Origin of the sequence: Nonlabens sp. Asnod3-A02 (assembly GCF_045063755.1) — a bacterium.
GTDB classification, from domain to species: Bacteria; Bacteroidota; Bacteroidia; order Flavobacteriales; family Flavobacteriaceae; genus Nonlabens; species Nonlabens xylanidelens.
The window spans coordinates 786,574-802,048 of sequence record NZ_JBEFOC010000008.1 but is presented as its reverse complement, the minus strand read 5'-3'; the positions used below and the strand labels follow the sequence as shown (position 1 = coordinate 802,048).

Below are 15,475 nucleotides of genomic sequence, written 5' to 3'. Positions count from 1 at the left end.
GTAAAAATTAAGCTAAATAAACTGTAATATCATAGCTATACATTAACCTCTTCCATAAGTCAGATAGCAGTAAGTGTATTATCTTTGTATCTATGCAAATTCCCGAAGGAAAAAAAATATATTTCTCTAGCGACAACCATTTAGGAGCGCCTACTCAAGAATTAAGTAAACCACGTGAACAGAAATTTCTAGCTTGGTTAGATCAGGTTAAAGAAGATGCAGCTGCCATATTCTTATTAGGGGATTTATTTGATTTCTGGTTTGAGTACAAACATGTCGTACCAAAAAACCATGTAAGAGTATTGGGTAAACTTGCTGAGATTGCAGATAGCGGTATCCCTATTTACTTTTTTGTCGGAAATCATGATTTATGGATGTTCGGCTATTTTGAAGAAGAATTAGGAATTCCAGTATATCACAAACCCCAGATTTTTGAATTTAATAATAAGAAATTTTTAATAGGTCATGGTGATGGATTAGGACCTGGTGATAAAGGTTATAAACGCATGAAAAAGATATTTACTAGTAAATTCTTTCAATGGTGTTTTAAGTGGGTACATCCAGATATAGGTGTAGGAATAGCTAGATACTTATCTGTTAAAAACAAACTTATATCTGGAGATGAAGATGCTAAGTTTCTAGGTGAAGACCAAGAATGGCTAGCGTTGTACGCAAAGCGTAAATTAGAAACAGAACATTTTGATTACTTCGTTTTTGGCCACAGACATTTACCTATGGAGATAAAAGTGGGGGAATCTTCTACCTACATTAACCTAGGTGATTGGATAAATCATTACACCTATGGAGTGTTTAATGGAAAGCACTTTAAACTAAAAAAAACACCCTCTTAATCAATCAAACGTGCCGTTTATCGATTCAACCTTATAAAAAATTAACAACTTTTTAGGAATCTTACCGATTATCTAGATTACTATTTTAAATTAGATGAATGGAGCATCAAGAAAATCATAAAGTACACGATCAAATAAATATTATTATTCAGGCTCCTATTGCAGTAGCTTTTTTAGATAATCAATTGAGGTATGTTGCACACTCTGCAAAATGGTGTACTGATTATAAATTAACAAAGGCAGATTTAAGAGGCCTTAATCATTATGATCTATTTCCTGAAATAAGTGATGAATGGAGGGCAAAACATCAAAGAGTTTTAAATGGTGCCGAAGAATCGCGAGATGAAGAACTGTTTATACGTGAAGATGGCAGTGAACAGTGGCTAAAGTGGAGTGTAAAACCATGGTATTACCATGATGGAAAAATAGCTGGTATAGTCATGGTTACAGAAGACATTAGCTCACAGGTTCTTATTAAAAAACGTGATCAATTAGATTTTAAAATTTTGCTAGACCTATGCTCACATGCAAACATAGGTACCTGGCAATACAATAATGTGACTAGAGAACTGTACTGGTCAGATGCAACAAAAGAGCTTCATGAAGTATCTGATGATTTTATACCAAATCCTACTCAAGCTATAAATTTTTATAGAAACGGTGAATCTCGCAATAAAATATCAGAAGCTTTTCTCAACTCTATTACTAGAAATGAACCATACGATCTAGAATTAGAATTAGTAACCGCAAAGGGTAATTGCATTTGGGTAAGAGCAACAGGTCAAAGTGAGTTTAAAGATGGGTTATGTATAACACAATACGGGACATTTGAAAACATAAGTGACCGCAAAAAGAAGGAACACGAGATTAAAGTTACATCACAAAAATTTCAAAAGTTATTCTTTAATTCAAACTTAGGTGTAGCTATATTAGATACCGCTACACTGCAGTTCCTGAATGTAAATCCGACATTAGAACAAATAACTAAACTAAAAAACAAAGAACTTTTAGCTACCTCATTTGATAAGTTGATCGATGAAACTGATTTTGGAGAATGGTTCCATCATCTAGAAAAAGTTTTAAATAAGAAAACCGATCATATAAAACAAGCTATTACCCTAAGAGCATCTAATGGGGCGACAGTCTACACTCAAACTATATGTAACGTATTACATGATGAACATGGTGATCCAGAAAATCTAGTTATACAAATACTAGACATTACCAATGAGCGAAAAGTGGAAAAGGAAAAGAAATTGTTTCTTAAAGAAATAATGAGTAAAAATGAAAGGCTGCTCAACTTTGCCTATATAGTTTCTCATAATTTAAGATCGCACTCTAGTAATTTTAAAGGACTTATTGATTTTTATAAAGAAAGTGAAGAGCTAGAAATTCGTTCTAAAATCATATCCATGTTGGATATATCTAGCGATAACTTAAATCAAACCATAGAGGATCTAAATCAAGTAGTTTCTGTACATTCTAATAAAATAGAATTGAAAAACATAGCTTTAAAAGACTTTGTCCTTCATACTTTAGAAAGTGTCTCTTTAGAAGTAATGAAGAATGAGTACGATATAGAAGTAGACATAAAAAACGATACAAAGATCGTGGCTTTCCCTGCTTATTTAGAAAGTATTCTACTTAATCTAATTACTAACAGTATACGATATAGAGACCCTAATAAACAATTAAAAATAATAATCTCTGCAAAGATCCGTAACGAGTCTTGTACCATTATGGTATCTGATAATGGAATAGGAATAGACCTAGAAAGAAATAAGGATAAAATATTTGGAATGTACAAGACATTTCATGAACATAAAGATTCAAACGGACTAGGTTTATTCATGACTAAAAATCAAGTGGAAGCTATGGGAGGAAATATATCTGTGCAAAGTAAAGTGGGAACTGGAACAAAGTTCACCATAGAATTATAAATCTACTAATGGTATAACGCGTCTTTTAAAAAGTGCTTTTCAGCCGTTATTACAAACATTTGAACGATTACAAATTAAGTTAACCGTCTATTCTCAAAACGTAGTTTAAAAGTATGAAATTTATATTTCAAAACTACAAGTCTTATGACCACATCTAAAATTTGGATAATTGACGATAATCCTATAGATTCATACGTGATTAAAACCATGCTAGAAGTAAACGATCTAGCAAATAATATAGAAGTATTTTCTGATAACAAAGAAGCTCTAAAAAATTTAGATCAATTAAACACTACCAACTCAAAAGAATCCATTCTAGTCATCACAGAAAACAAGACTAATGCAGTAAATGGATGGGATCTTATTACAGATATGTCAGAAAAGAAGAAGGATTTGGATATCAAATTTCACATGACTAGCGAGCTGTATTCTAATAAGGATTTTAAAGAATTTAAAGCAACAGAACCTTTACTTTCTATAAATAAAAAGCCTCTAAGACTAGACGATCTAAAAAGCATAATAAATGAATAAGGAATCCTTAAAATAAAGGAATAATATAACATTCTTGAAGAACTATATTTAAGCGTTAAACTCCATAACCTACCGATCTTTGTAGGGTAATTAAAAGTTTAATCTTAAAACATTATAGTTATGAAAAATTCAAATTTAAAAACCGCAGCATTTAGTATTATTTTTTTATTTTTCACTTTATTCTCCTTTGCACAAGAAGCTCAAAAAACATCAAACAGGTTATCTAATTCTCTAGAAGAAATAACCATAACAGTTAAAAAATCATCACTCAAAGACCAAGCTATTTTTAAAAACAATAAAAAAGCATTGCGCAGGGCTGCAAAACTGAGTAAAGGTGATATTAACAAATTTAAAAGTGAAATAGCTACTTCTATCCCATCATTCAGCGATGTAATAGATAACAACTGGGAAGAACTCTATGACGAGTCTAAACTACTTACACTCATCGGTAAAGTAGAATCCTTACCGTCTGTACTTTAAGAAGTGATATCTCTCAACCTCAATTGCAGAGAAACATTTCCTTGCCATTCATTTTCATCAATGGAATAAGCAATGTGGAATTTTTTACCATCGGTAATTTGATCGCATTTCTCACCCATATTAAAACCTATGGCATTAAAGCCATTCTTCTCCCCTTTTTTTGAGGCCACCTTAATTTTAAGGTGGTCTTCATCTTTCCCCACACGTTTACCGTACCCAGTATCTACCACGTTTTCTGTCATAAACACAGGGGTCATATTACCTGGGCCAAATGGTGCCATTTGCTGTAGTATGCGATAAAATTTAGGTGTAATTGCGCTTAAAGGCAGCTTAGAATCAATATGTATTTCTGGTGTAAGATGTTTATTCTCTATGGTAGCACAAACCACCTCTTCAAATCTTGCTTTAAACTTCTCATAATTATCCGGTAACAAGGTGAGTCCAGCAGCGTACATATGCCCACCGAATTGTTCTATATATTCCGAGCATTGTTCTAATGCATTATAGACATCAAAACCTTTAACACTACGAGCACTTGCAGCTAGCCTATCACCAGATTTACAAAACACTAAAGTAGGTCTATAGTAGGTTTCAGTTAAACGAGAAGCCACAATACCTATCACTCCTTTGTGCCATCCATCATTATAAACAACACTTGTAAATTTTTCTTCTTCTTTATTTGTTATAATTTGATCTAACGCTTCTTCTGTTATGGATCGATCTAGCTCTCTTCTATCAGAATTATAATTTTCTATAGCAGCCGCAAATTCTTTAGCCCTATCTAGATCTGTCTCTTTGAGCAATTCTACCGCATGCAGCCCGTGTTTCATTCTACCAGCAGCATTGATACGTGGCGCAATGGTAAAAACAACATCAGTAATAGTAAGGACCGTTTTATTTAAATTCTCGATAATTGCCTCAAAACCGGCTCTCGGACTAGTATTTATAACATTAAGACCATGATATGCTAGTATTCTATTCTCTCCAGTCATCGGTACAATATCTGCCCCTATCGCAGTAGCAACTAAGTCTAGATATGGAATCAAAATATCAAAATCCCAATCATTTACAATAGCAAGAGCCTGACATAATTTAAACCCAACACCACAACCGCACAACTCATTATAAGGATAACTACAGTCTGATCGTTTAGGGTCTAGAACTGCTATCGCGTCTGGCAATTCCTTACCAGGTCTGTGGTGATCACAGATAATAAAATCTATTCCCTTTTCCTTTGCATAGTCAACTTTATCTACAGCCTTAACACCACAATCTAATGCAATAATTAATGAAAAATCATTATCGGCCGCAAAATCGATTCCCTTATAACTCACCCCATAACCCTCATCATAACGGTCTGGTATATAAGTAGAAACACGATCATAAAAACTTTCTAAAAACGTAGACATCAATGCAACACTAGTAGTCCCATCTACATCATAATCACCATAAACGAGAATATTCTCGTTATTACCTACTGCTTTTTGAATACGTTTAACAGCCAGCTCCATATCCTTCATTAAAAAAGGATCATGTAATTCTTCAAGATCAGGTCTGAAGAAGGATTTCGCTTTCGCGAAAGCGTCCACACCACGTTGTACTAACAAACCAGCTAGAAAAGGATCTACTCCTAACTCTTGAGCTAGCTGCTGTTGTTTTTGAGAATCTGGTACCGGTTTTAAAGTCCAACGCATTTGGTAAAGATAAGGTCTAAAAAAGAGTCTAAGCTCTTTAATTTAATTTGCAATTTTCACTTTTGTGATGTTTCCTTTATTTTTAAAACGTAAATTACAAGACAAGAAAATTTAAATAAAACAAACATGCCATTAGTAACCCCATTAGACGCCAGTCATGATCCAGAAACAGCGCAATTAGCAGATTTCTTTAATGAAACATTAGGTTTTTGCCCTAATTCTGTCCTTACCATGCAACGACGCCCAGCCATATCTAAGGCTTTTATCAACCTCAACAAAGCTGTTATGGCAAACAAAGGTCGTGTAACCAGCGCTTTAAAAAGAATGATTGCTTGGGTATCTAGTAACGCAACAGGATGTAGGTACTGCCAGGCACACGCCATAAGAGCTGCAGAACGTTATGGAGCAGAACAAGAACAACTGGATAATATATGGGAATACCGCACACACTCCGCCTTCAGTGAAGCAGAGCGTGCTGCACTAGATTTTTCTCTAGCCGCTAGTCAGGTGCCTAATGCCGTTAACCAAGACATAAATGACAGACTACACCAACATTGGGATGATGGAGAGATAGTTGAAATGCTAGGTGTAATCTCACTATTCGGCTACTTAAACAGATGGAACGATTCTATGGGAACTACCTTAGAAGGTGATGCTATCGATAGCGGTAACCAATACTTAGGAAAACATGGCTTTGAAGTAGGCAAGCATGTTTAAGCTACTCTAGAAATTCCTCAAATAAAAAGGTGCTGATTTATATCAGCACCCTTATATTTTTAAGTGTTTAATGTTTATGGAACATTTACAAATTCAATAATCTGCTCTTTCTTGTTATTTATGTACTCGATAACAAATTTATCACCATTCATGTATCCTACACCTGCAAACTCTGATGTATGAACTAGGTAGGCATTATTACTTTTCTTAAGTGCTACACCTATAGGTAGATTGTTATCAAAGATTAAAAAACCCTTGGCGCTTTTCATTAATGCATAACCTTCTTTTGAAGTAAATTCATATTCGCTAGACGACGCAGCATCGTCTGTCACGTTCTTTTCAGGTTTAGGAGTATTTTCTGAATGACTAGATTCCCCTATCATAGCTACAATTTCAACATTAGGGCGATCGCTTATTGATTTAGAATCAATAGCTTTTGGGCTTACGCTTAACATCTCCTTAAATTTATAATCAACAGCGTCAAAAGAAGTCATCGCATCTCTTAGTGCTTCAAAATAGGCTTTGTCATTAGACTTAGTTCTCCCTACACCTTTTTTAGTTGTGAAAACAGTATCACCAGCACAGTTAACCAGTCTTAAAATTAAATTTCTTGTGAGACTACCACTTTTATCTATTTTCAATTGAAGCGCATTACACACTCCTCTATTCATATCTTCTGGTAGAATTGCTGAATTTCTAAAAGCATTAAAATTGCGTTTTTTAAACTCAAAAACAATCAACTCGTTTAATCGGTATTCATTTGCCTCACTCTGAAAATCGTATTGATTTTCTACGACTATGTATTTATAATCATTCAAATCTTGATTTTGAGCAACTGCAAAAAATGTTATTGTAAAAAATAAAAATGCAAATAGATATTTCATAAACTGATATAAATTGAACTGTAAAACTTCTCTATAACGATAAATAAGGCATTTATGTTGTTAGAAATCTCGCTTTCGCGAAAGCGGAAAAATACAAATTAACTAGATAGAAAAGTGTCTATCTCACTAGCTAAATCAGGAAGTGGCCTCATCAAGTTATAAACAAAGCTTTATAAAAACACACTGAAACCCTACCTTTGAAACTTGTCTCTTAAGACGTTACACGCCATTCAAATCAATATCATGAAAAAGCTAGAACTACTCAAAAAGTATTTTGGTTACGACAGTTTCCGCCCGTTACAAGAAGAAATTATAGACAGCGTTATTGCTGGAAAAGACCTTATGGTCGTCATGCCTACTGGTGGAGGTAAATCCATGTGTTTTCAATTACCTTCTTTACTTCTAGACGGCATTACACTAGTTGTATCGCCACTTATTGCTTTAATGAAAGATCAAGTAGATGCGTTGCGAGCAAACGGTATTGCAGCATCTTACTTTAACAGTTCACAAGACGCTACACAGCAACAAGAAATGCTAGAAGAATTGCGCTCTGGACGTCTCAAATTAATTTATGTAGCTCCAGAGAGCATCGGTTTACTGAATAATCACCTTCAGGGAATTCCTGTTTCTTTAATTGCGGTAGACGAGGCGCACTGTATTTCTACATGGGGTCACGATTTTAGACCTGCATATACACAGTTATCTTATTTTAAAACCAGTTTTCCAGATGCTAACCTGATAGCACTAACTGCCACCGCAGACAGAGCCACAAGGGCAGACATCAAAAAACAATTAGGAATTCAAAATGCACAGGAATACGTCTCCTCCTTTGACCGCCCTAATTTAACTCTAGAAGTACGTCCAGGAAATAATAGACTGCAGCAAATGCGTCGTTTTTTACAAAAGAACAAAGACGAGTCTGGTATTATCTACTGTCTAAGCCGTAAAACCTGTGAGTCACTTGCTAGCAAAATTTCGGCATATGGTTTTGATGCGGCAGCTTATCATGCTGGTCTAAGTCATGAAGAAAGAGAAAATGTACAAGAGAAATTTATTAAAGACGACCTTAAAATTGTGTGTGCGACTATCGCATTTGGGATGGGAATTGATAAATCTAATGTGCGTTTTGTACTGCACTATAACATGCCTAAAAACATAGAAGGTTATTATCAAGAAATAGGTCGTGCTGGTCGTGATGGTATTAACTCGCATGCGTTATTATTTCACAGTTATGCAGACGTGATCCAGCTGCGCAAATTTGCCGAGGGAAGTGGTAACTCTGAATTGCAAATAGCAAAATTAGAGCGCATGAAGCAGTTTGCCGAAGCACTAACTTGCCGCAGGAAAATGCTCTTATCCTATTTTAATGAATATCTAGATGAAGACTGTGGCAACTGTGATGTATGTCTTAACAAGCCCGACTTCTTTGACGCCACACTACCTGCACAAAAAGCATTGAGCGCCATTATACGCACTAATGAACGAGCATCTCTTAATCTTTTAATAGATGTACTACGTGGTGCACAAAATGCTGCCATAATGGAAAGTGGTTTCCAGCATATTAAAACTTATGGCGCTGGTAAAGAAATTACATGGAACAACTGGCAACAGTACATCGTACAAATGATTAATCAAGGTCTGGTAGAAATAGCTTTTCATGAGAACAATCATTTAAAAATCACACCTCAAGGTAAGGAGGTGCTTTTTAACGGTCGCAAGGTATCGCTAGCAGTTATACCTAAACCAGAAGAACTAGCCTCTCGTAGAGCACAACGTACCAAAGAAGAACTACCGACAGAGGTGAATCGCGATCTTTATGAAGCATTGCGCAAAACTAGATTACAACTAGCTAATGCTGGAAATCTAGCACCTTACATGATTTTTAGTGATGCGACTTTAAAAGATATGGCAGCCAGAATACCACTGGACGATAATGAATTTGCTGACATTACCGGTGTGGGAACTCATAAACACGATACCTATGGTGCAAAGTTCTTAAAAATGATATCAGAATTTAAGGATGACCGTAAAAAAGACTTTGTCTATAGGGATGAAATAATAAAACCTAAAAAAGCTAAAAAGAAAAGTACTGGTCCTAAAAAGGATACTGTAATGGAAACGGTCCTTTTATTTAGAGAAGGTAAAACGATTCAAGAAATAGCTGCAATTAGAAATTACCAACCTGGTACTATCTTAAATCACCTTACTAAACGTTATGAAAGCCACAACGATATAGATTTAGAAAAATTGATAGATCCTAAGGATTATGATTTAATAGCTGCAGACTTTGAGCAAATAAAAGATGCTGAGAGCCTTAAAAGCATCTTTGAGCATTTTGACGGTAAGATAGATTATGGTTCTTTGAGACTAGGTCTGACTTTATTAAATGAAAAAGCAGCTATTTAAATAATAGCTGCTTTCTATATAAGTTACCTCTCAAAAATAAGAGTTTAAATTATCCTCCTACGATTGCTGGATTTACCCAACTAAATTTTGCTGACTCTGCCGGTATTTTAACACGTTGAGAAACGCGCTCCATACGTGCAGGTAGTTTCATTAAATAATCTCGTGCTTTCTCTGCTTCTTCAGTAAGATGAGTCATACTTGCTATATCCCATTGATCTATAAGCTTTTGCATGATATCTATGTAATCTTGAGCTGTATAAACACCTATACGTTGTGCGCTGTTTGAAAAATCTTCAAACGCACTACCTATACTCTCACCTTGCTCTCTTAAAAACATGGCTGGCATTACAATTTTATGCACCATCATTTCTTTAAATGCAATCATCATATTACTAGCATCTACTTTAAAGATCTCTGTTACAAAGGTACTGTAGGCTTTATGGTGACGCATTTCATCTCCAGAGATAATGCGACACATTTTTGATAAAGCAGTATTTCCATAACCACGTGCAAGTTTTGCTACACGGTTGTGTGAAATGTATGTCGCTAACTCTTGAAAACTTGTGTAAATAAAGTTTTTATAAGGATCGCGATCTGTACCTATATCAAAACCATCAGTAATTAAATGATGTGTTGTAATTTCTATCTGACGCATATTAACACGACCAGAAAGGTAAAGATATTTATTAAGCACATCTCCGTGACGGTTTTCTTCACCAGTCCACTGTCTGATCCATTTAGACCAAATGTTTCCTTTTCCTTCTACTTGATTAATACCTTCTACGTCCATTAACCAAGACTCATAGGTAGGTAATGCTTCTTCTGTGATAGTATCTCCTACTAGAGCTACCCAAAAATCATAGGGTAATTCTTTAGCTAGTTCTCTTAACTCACGTACTTCTTCAAAAAAGGTGTCTTCTTGAGAATTAGGTAAGAAATCTGTAGGCTGCCAGATCTTATCTACTGGAATTAAGTACTCATCCATAAAGGATTGTACTTTACTTTCTAGCGATTGCATCACCTCGATGCGTATATTTTTAAGGGGCTTGCTCATAAGTATAGCTTATTATGTAAAGGTAGTCGTTTTGAATTTGTTCCGCTTTCGCGAAAGCGGAAATATTATCTAGCTCTATACCGCTGTAGAAGTAACGCCGTTATGCACAATTTCTTGTGTTTCTAGAATCACCTCGTCCATATCTCTTCCTTGGATAGGAATAGGGTTATGAATGGTTAATGCTATTTTATTTCCCATACCGTAAGGGAATTTTCCATAACGATCTACTTTCCAACTATTATTAACTGTTACTGGTACTATAACGGCGTCTGGAGCGTATTTAAAAATAGTCTTTAAACCGTTAGTTTGAAATGGTTTAGGAACTCCTGTTCTACTGCGAGTTCCTTCAGCAAAAATTACTACGCTACGTTTCTTTTCATGTACGTTCTTAGCAAATTTAATAAGTGCTGTTATCGCCTGTTTGCGATCTTTACGATCAATAGCGCAGTTCTCTCCTATTCTTAAATTAAGTGAGATGCTAGGAATACCTTTGGCCAATTCCTTTTTTGCAATAAATTTTGCATGATAATCTCTAAGATAATAAATTAATGGAGGTATATCAAACATACTCTGGTGGTTACATACAAATACGTAAGATGGACCAACAGGTAGTTCGCTTTTATAATTGATGCTAAAGGTATTGAACAGTGGTAAATGAGATTGCATTAAGAACCAGTTAAGTATATACACACTCTTGCGATGTGCATTATAGCCACCTAATTTGTAACTAATAAGCTGTATAGGATGGAAAATAACCAGAAACAAGAAGAACAGTATGAAGTGAATTACTGTTAATGGATATGAGATGATTTTTTGCATGCTGCAAAGATAATTTGTTAATGCACATCAAAAAACGAGAACTGCTTAAATCGATATGCGTGCATAGTATTTTTGAGTTAGGAGTTAGGAGTTAGGAGTTAGGAGTTAGGAGTTAGGAGTTAGGAGTTAGGAGTTAGGAGTTAAGAAAATCAAATTTTTAAAATTATAACACAACAACAAATGGGATTTATTTTACTTGTGAATTTAAAGATGACCTTGCTTTTTATTTTAACACCTAAACATCTTGTGATACATCTTAAATAAAAAAAGTGCTTTTGTTTTCACAAAAGCACTTTTTAAAAATTTTAAACTAAGACCGATTAACAGTTCTCGTTATAAGCTTCTTTAAGGTTTTCAGCAATCATTTCAGCTGGTCTTCCTTCTATGTGGTGACGCTCTAACATGTGCACTAACTCACCATTTTTGAACAATGCCATAGATGGAGAACTAGGTGGAAAAGGAATCATAGCTGCTCTTGCTGCATCTACTGCATCACGATCTACTCCTGCAAAAACTGTCACTATATGATCAGGTTTTTTTGAGTTATCTAGAGACATTTTTGCTCCTGGACGTGCATTTGCTGCTGCACAACCACATACTGAGTTTACAACAACAAGTGTTGTACCTTCTTTACTTAGTGCTTCTTTTACGTCGTTTTGTGTATATAAGTGTTCAAATCCTGCGTTACCTAAATCGTCACGCATAGGCTGAACTAATTCTGCTGGGTACATAATATTAATTTTTTACAAAGGTAAAGACTTCTAGCTCTTTATAAAATAGTAATCCTATCATTTAAGTTTATTATAAGAATGCTTTTATGTATAGTTAAGTGAGTTGGTGAGTAAATTTTAAAAAAAACAATCACTCCCTATTTATTTCACTCATATCAGTAAATTTATAATAAAGAGCTGCTTCTGTTCTAATTTCATTCCTAACCGTTTACAAATGTTTAGTATCTTTAAAAAATAGATAGTAAGTTAATTATGGCTAGAAAAAAATGTCCTGAATGTAAGGAAGAAGTGCGCGGTAGAGCTGATAAGATTTACTGTAGCGACTACTGCCGTAATGTGGCTAACAATAAGCTTAATAGAGATAGTAACGCCTTAATGCGCAATATCAATAATAGATTACGTAAAAATCATAGAGTATTACAAGAACTCAACCCTTCAGATAAGATTAAGGTGACCAGAAATAAAATGCTTGCAGCAGGTTTTGACTTTAATTTTTTCACTAGCATTTACACTACTAAAAAAGGTACCGTCTATTACTTTGTATACGATCAGGGCTATCTACCTATGGACGATGATCACTATTTAATTGTTAAACGCGACTGATCAATAAAACACGTAAACGCACGTTAAAACCTCTATACAAACACCTCATTCTTACATGAACTTCACTTCTAATAAAGACATCTACCGATGGATCATGATTGTAGTTGCAGTCATTATTACTTCATTAATTCTATGGAATACTTTTGATTTTTTCCAGCAATTGAAAGAGAACGAACGTAAGAATATACGCGAGTTTGGTATCGCAGCAACAGATCTTCAAAATCAATCTCTTAATGCAGACTTAGGTGATTTAGGTTTTACCGTAATGGGAAATACTACATCAGTACCTATGATAGTGGTTAACTATAAAGGTGAAATGAGTGCCCGTAATTTACCAGAAAAAGCAGAGCGCGATACAGAAGAACTTAAAAGATTAATCGAGGTTTTTAAACAAGAAAATGACCCTATAATCACTGAGTTTGAAGGAGAGCCATTTAGTACCATTTATTATGGAAATAGCGACGTAATTACAAAGATTAAGTACTACCCAATGGCGCTGGTAATTATAATGCTTCTATTCTTCTCAGTTATATGGTTTTTCTATCGATCTAGTAAAGCCAGCGAGCAAAACAAACTTTGGGCCGGTATGGCTAAGGAAAGTGCACACCAGATAGGCACGCCGCTTTCTTCTCTCGTAGGATGGACTACTATTTTAAGAGATACAGATGTAGATCCTTCTTACATAGATGAGATGGAAAAAGATATAAACCGTTTAAAAATGATTACCGATCGTTTTTCTAAAATAGGTTCTATCCCTACACTTACCGAAGTGGACATCGTACAGCAAACTAAACAAGCCGTCGAGTATATAGCTAATAGGTCTTCAAAGCTCATCAAATTTGACATAGACCTACCAGATCAACCTATACAGGTTAAGTTAAATGAGCCCCTTTTTGAATGGGTGATAGAAAACTTGATTAAAAATGGTATCGATGCCATGAAGGGAAAAGGAAATATATCTGTCTACCTCAAAGCAGACGTGTACAACGTATTTATAAAAATAAAAGATACTGGTAAAGGAATTCCAAAACAGCAATGGAATCAAATATTTACACCTGGTTTTACTACTAAAAAAAGAGGCTGGGGCCTGGGGTTATCACTTGCTAAGCGCATTATCAAAGACTACCACAACGGTAAAATAAGAGTAGCCGATAGTAAAAAAGACCTAGGAACTACCTTTGAAATTACTCTAAACAAGATCTAACAACGATTATGAGAGCTTAACTTCTAGGTAGCGTTACTGTAAACGTGGTCCCTTCTCCATAGATCGTGTTCATCTCTATTTTTCCATTGAAGTTCTCTACGATTTGCTTTACCATAGCGAGACCTAATCCCATACCGCTATTTTTAGTAGTGAATTTAGGTTCAAATATTTTGTTTTCGTTATCAGGATGTACACCTGTACCGTTATCCTTCACCTCTAGAAATACATGTTGAGTATTGTGAGTAACTGACACATCTATAACATTTTCTCGGCTACTATCCACAGCCTGTATTGCATTCTTAACAAGGTTAGTAACCACACGTATCAATTGAGTTCTATCAAAAACTATCATTAAAGAATCTGTATCTTCTGTATAATTAATATTAGATTCATTAAATATATCCAGCGCTAGTTGGGTAACCATGCACACATCAGTCTCTTCGTTTTTTTGAGCCGGCATAGTTGCATAGGTAGAAAATGCACTAGCGATATTACTCATGACATCTATTTGCTCGATAATAGAATTAGAATATTCATTTAGTTTTTCCTTAGCATCTGGATCTTCAGGATCAAATCTTCTCTGAAAACTTTGCACTGTAAGTCGCATAGGTGTTAGTGGGTTTTTTATCTCATGCGCGACTTGCTTTGCCATTTCTCGCCATGCTTGTTCTCGCTCGCTAGTTGCCAGTTTTACAGCACTTTCTTCTAGCTCGTCCACCATTTTATTATAAGACTCTACTAGAGTATTTATTTCTTCAGTTCCTTTGTAATCTATTTCTAGCTTACGGTTGCGTTTTGAAATATCTAACTCTTTCAGGTTATCAGAAATATTTCTAATGGATCTAGTTATATATCTGGATAGAAAATATGCTAGGACTATAGAAAAGCAGAACATAAGCGCATAAACTAATGCCAGTCTCTTAAGAAACTCCTCTAGTTCATGATTCATAAAGTCGTCGTTCTCTATGTAGGGTAAGTTAAGAATAGCAATATCTTTAAACCTATTATCTACTAGGTAGGTATAACTAGAGCGATAACTCTCACCATCTACTTCAAATTGTTCTACAAAACGATCATCTTCGGCATTATTGAGTCTTTTAATAATACCTGGTGATATTTGATTATGTAAACTATCACTAATAAATTGTGCTTTAGAACTTTTAAGTAAAGCTCCATTTAAATCATACATATAAATAGGCATACCGTGTACAGCACTCAAATCATAAATATCTTTTTTAAAAATATAAGGCAAATTACTAGTCACCACCTCAAAAGTAGTTTCATCAAGAATAAACGCAATATGTTCCTTAATTGCTTGTTCCTTGCGTAATAATCGCTTTTCATGATAATCCTTAGCCTGCTCCTGAAATTGATATATAGACATACCAGCAATCAAGACACTCGCAATAATAGTTAGCACCATCATGGAGAAGAAGATGCGATTTCTAAGGCTATTTTTATACAATTTCATTAAGGTAAAAATAACAATAACCGAGCCAGTTGTAAAAAAATATTAAATCTTATAAGTGAATAGTGTTTTAATTCCGCTTTCGCGAAAGCG

14 protein-coding genes are annotated in these 15,475 nt (G+C 34.8%); 8 read left to right on the top strand and 6 right to left on the bottom strand.

All coding sequences use genetic code 11. From position 1 onward, the window contains the following. Positions 1-92: 92 nt before the first annotated feature. The 4 genes from ACJJVN_RS13640 (at position 93) to ACJJVN_RS13625 (ending at position 3,802) form a co-directional block, all read left to right on the top strand. Positions 93-851: a UDP-2,3-diacylglucosamine diphosphatase gene (locus ACJJVN_RS13640; RefSeq protein WP_405378744.1), complete on the top strand. Its 759-nt coding sequence runs from the start codon at positions 93-95 to the stop codon at positions 849-851. Between the two features lie 98 nt (positions 852-949). Then, positions 950-2,791, top strand: coding sequence for a PAS domain S-box protein (locus tag ACJJVN_RS13635; protein ID WP_405378742.1), 1,842 nt, complete (start codon positions 950-952; stop codon positions 2,789-2,791). Between the two features lie 144 nt (positions 2,792-2,935). Beyond that, on the top strand, positions 2,936-3,322 hold the full coding sequence (locus ACJJVN_RS13630) for a hypothetical protein (protein WP_405378740.1): 387 nt from the start codon (positions 2,936-2,938) through the stop codon (positions 3,320-3,322). A 120-nt stretch (positions 3,323-3,442) separates the two neighbouring features. Then, positions 3,443-3,802 (top strand): hypothetical protein, encoded by a 360-nt coding sequence (locus ACJJVN_RS13625; RefSeq protein ID WP_405378738.1) that lies wholly within the window; start codon positions 3,443-3,445, stop codon positions 3,800-3,802. Here ACJJVN_RS13625 and recJ read toward each other — a convergent pair. Beyond that, on the bottom strand, positions 3,799-5,496 hold the full coding sequence (gene recJ / locus ACJJVN_RS13620; protein ID WP_405369973.1) for a single-stranded-DNA-specific exonuclease RecJ: 1,698 nt from the start codon (positions 5,494-5,496) through the stop codon (positions 3,799-3,801). The genes ACJJVN_RS13625 and recJ overlap by 4 nt on opposite strands. 126 nt (positions 5,497-5,622) lie before the next feature. Between recJ and ACJJVN_RS13615 the strand changes: the two genes are divergently transcribed. Further along, positions 5,623-6,213 carry a carboxymuconolactone decarboxylase family protein gene (locus ACJJVN_RS13615; protein WP_405378736.1) on the top strand — a complete coding sequence of 197 codons (591 nt, stop codon included), beginning with the start codon at positions 5,623-5,625 and terminating at the stop codon, positions 6,211-6,213. Positions 6,214-6,287: 74 nt separating this feature from the next. On the opposite strand, the gene ACJJVN_RS13610 is transcribed toward ACJJVN_RS13615, so the two are convergent. Continuing rightward, positions 6,288-7,097 (bottom strand): hypothetical protein, encoded by an 810-nt coding sequence (locus ACJJVN_RS13610; RefSeq protein ID WP_405378734.1) that lies wholly within the window; start codon positions 7,095-7,097, stop codon positions 6,288-6,290. A gap of 243 nt (positions 7,098-7,340) precedes the next feature. On the opposite strand from ACJJVN_RS13610, the gene recQ reads away from it, so the two are divergent. Further along, positions 7,341-9,503 (top strand): DNA helicase RecQ, encoded by a 2,163-nt coding sequence (recQ, locus tag ACJJVN_RS13605; RefSeq protein ID WP_405378732.1) that lies wholly within the window; start codon positions 7,341-7,343, stop codon positions 9,501-9,503. Between the two features lie 49 nt (positions 9,504-9,552). Here recQ and ACJJVN_RS13600 read toward each other — a convergent pair whose 3' ends face one another. The 3 genes from ACJJVN_RS13600 to ACJJVN_RS13590 form a co-directional block, all read right to left on the bottom strand. Beyond that, the gene (locus ACJJVN_RS13600) at positions 9,553-10,557 is read right to left on the bottom strand and encodes an acyl-ACP desaturase (protein WP_405378730.1); all 1,005 of its coding nucleotides are present in this window, start codon (positions 10,555-10,557) and stop codon (positions 9,553-9,555) included. Positions 10,558-10,632: 75 nt separating this feature from the next. After that, on the bottom strand, positions 10,633-11,376 hold the full coding sequence (locus ACJJVN_RS13595) for a lysophospholipid acyltransferase family protein (protein ID WP_405369977.1): 744 nt from the start codon (positions 11,374-11,376) through the stop codon (positions 10,633-10,635). A 320-nt stretch (positions 11,377-11,696) separates the two neighbouring features. Further along, positions 11,697-12,107: a BrxA/BrxB family bacilliredoxin gene (locus ACJJVN_RS13590; RefSeq protein ID WP_104514387.1), complete on the bottom strand. Its 411-nt coding sequence runs from the start codon at positions 12,105-12,107 to the stop codon at positions 11,697-11,699. Positions 12,108-12,359: 252 nt separating this feature from the next. On the opposite strand from ACJJVN_RS13590, the gene ACJJVN_RS13585 reads away from it, so the two are divergent. Both ACJJVN_RS13585 and ACJJVN_RS13580 read left to right on the top strand, forming a co-directional pair. Next, entirely contained in the window at positions 12,360-12,710 is a 351-nt protein-coding gene (locus ACJJVN_RS13585; RefSeq protein ID WP_405369978.1) for a hypothetical protein, read from the top strand. Positions 12,711-12,765: 55 nt separating this feature from the next. Then, entirely contained in the window at positions 12,766-13,914 is a 1,149-nt protein-coding gene (locus tag ACJJVN_RS13580; RefSeq protein ID WP_405378728.1) for a sensor histidine kinase, read from the top strand. A 16-nt stretch (positions 13,915-13,930) separates the two neighbouring features. On the opposite strand, the gene ACJJVN_RS13575 is transcribed toward ACJJVN_RS13580, so the two are convergent. Next, positions 13,931-15,385 carry an ATP-binding protein gene (locus ACJJVN_RS13575; RefSeq protein WP_405378726.1) on the bottom strand — a complete coding sequence of 485 codons (1,455 nt, stop codon included), beginning with the start codon at positions 15,383-15,385 and terminating at the stop codon, positions 13,931-13,933. Between the last annotated feature and the right edge of the window lie 90 nt (positions 15,386-15,475).

What these genes read in the sequence shown, in the direction of transcription:
- ACJJVN_RS13640 (WP_405378744.1), top strand. Translation starts at nt 93, where the DNA reads ATGCAAATTCCCGAAGGAAAAAAAATATATTTCTCTAGCGACAACCAT.
- ACJJVN_RS13635 (WP_405378742.1), top strand. Translation starts at nt 950, where the DNA reads ATGGAGCATCAAGAAAATCATAAAGTACACGATCAAATAAATATTATT.
- ACJJVN_RS13630 (WP_405378740.1), top strand. Translation starts at nt 2,936, where the DNA reads ATGACCACATCTAAAATTTGGATAATTGACGATAATCCTATAGATTCA.
- ACJJVN_RS13625 (WP_405378738.1), top strand. Translation starts at nt 3,443, where the DNA reads ATGAAAAATTCAAATTTAAAAACCGCAGCATTTAGTATTATTTTTTTA.
- recJ (WP_405369973.1), bottom strand. Translation starts at nt 5,496, where the DNA reads ATGCGTTGGACTTTAAAACCGGTACCAGATTCTCAAAAACAACAGCAG.
- ACJJVN_RS13615 (WP_405378736.1), top strand. Translation starts at nt 5,623, where the DNA reads ATGCCATTAGTAACCCCATTAGACGCCAGTCATGATCCAGAAACAGCG.
- ACJJVN_RS13610 (WP_405378734.1), bottom strand. Translation starts at nt 7,097, where the DNA reads ATGAAATATCTATTTGCATTTTTATTTTTTACAATAACATTTTTTGCA.
- recQ (WP_405378732.1), top strand. Translation starts at nt 7,341, where the DNA reads ATGAAAAAGCTAGAACTACTCAAAAAGTATTTTGGTTACGACAGTTTC.
- ACJJVN_RS13600 (WP_405378730.1), bottom strand. Translation starts at nt 10,557, where the DNA reads ATGAGCAAGCCCCTTAAAAATATACGCATCGAGGTGATGCAATCGCTA.
- ACJJVN_RS13595 (WP_405369977.1), bottom strand. Translation starts at nt 11,376, where the DNA reads ATGCAAAAAATCATCTCATATCCATTAACAGTAATTCACTTCATACTG.
- ACJJVN_RS13590 (WP_104514387.1), bottom strand. Translation starts at nt 12,107, where the DNA reads ATGTACCCAGCAGAATTAGTTCAGCCTATGCGTGACGATTTAGGTAAC.
- ACJJVN_RS13585 (WP_405369978.1), top strand. Translation starts at nt 12,360, where the DNA reads ATGGCTAGAAAAAAATGTCCTGAATGTAAGGAAGAAGTGCGCGGTAGA.
- ACJJVN_RS13580 (WP_405378728.1), top strand. Translation starts at nt 12,766, where the DNA reads ATGAACTTCACTTCTAATAAAGACATCTACCGATGGATCATGATTGTA.
- ACJJVN_RS13575 (WP_405378726.1), bottom strand. Translation starts at nt 15,385, where the DNA reads ATGAAATTGTATAAAAATAGCCTTAGAAATCGCATCTTCTTCTCCATG.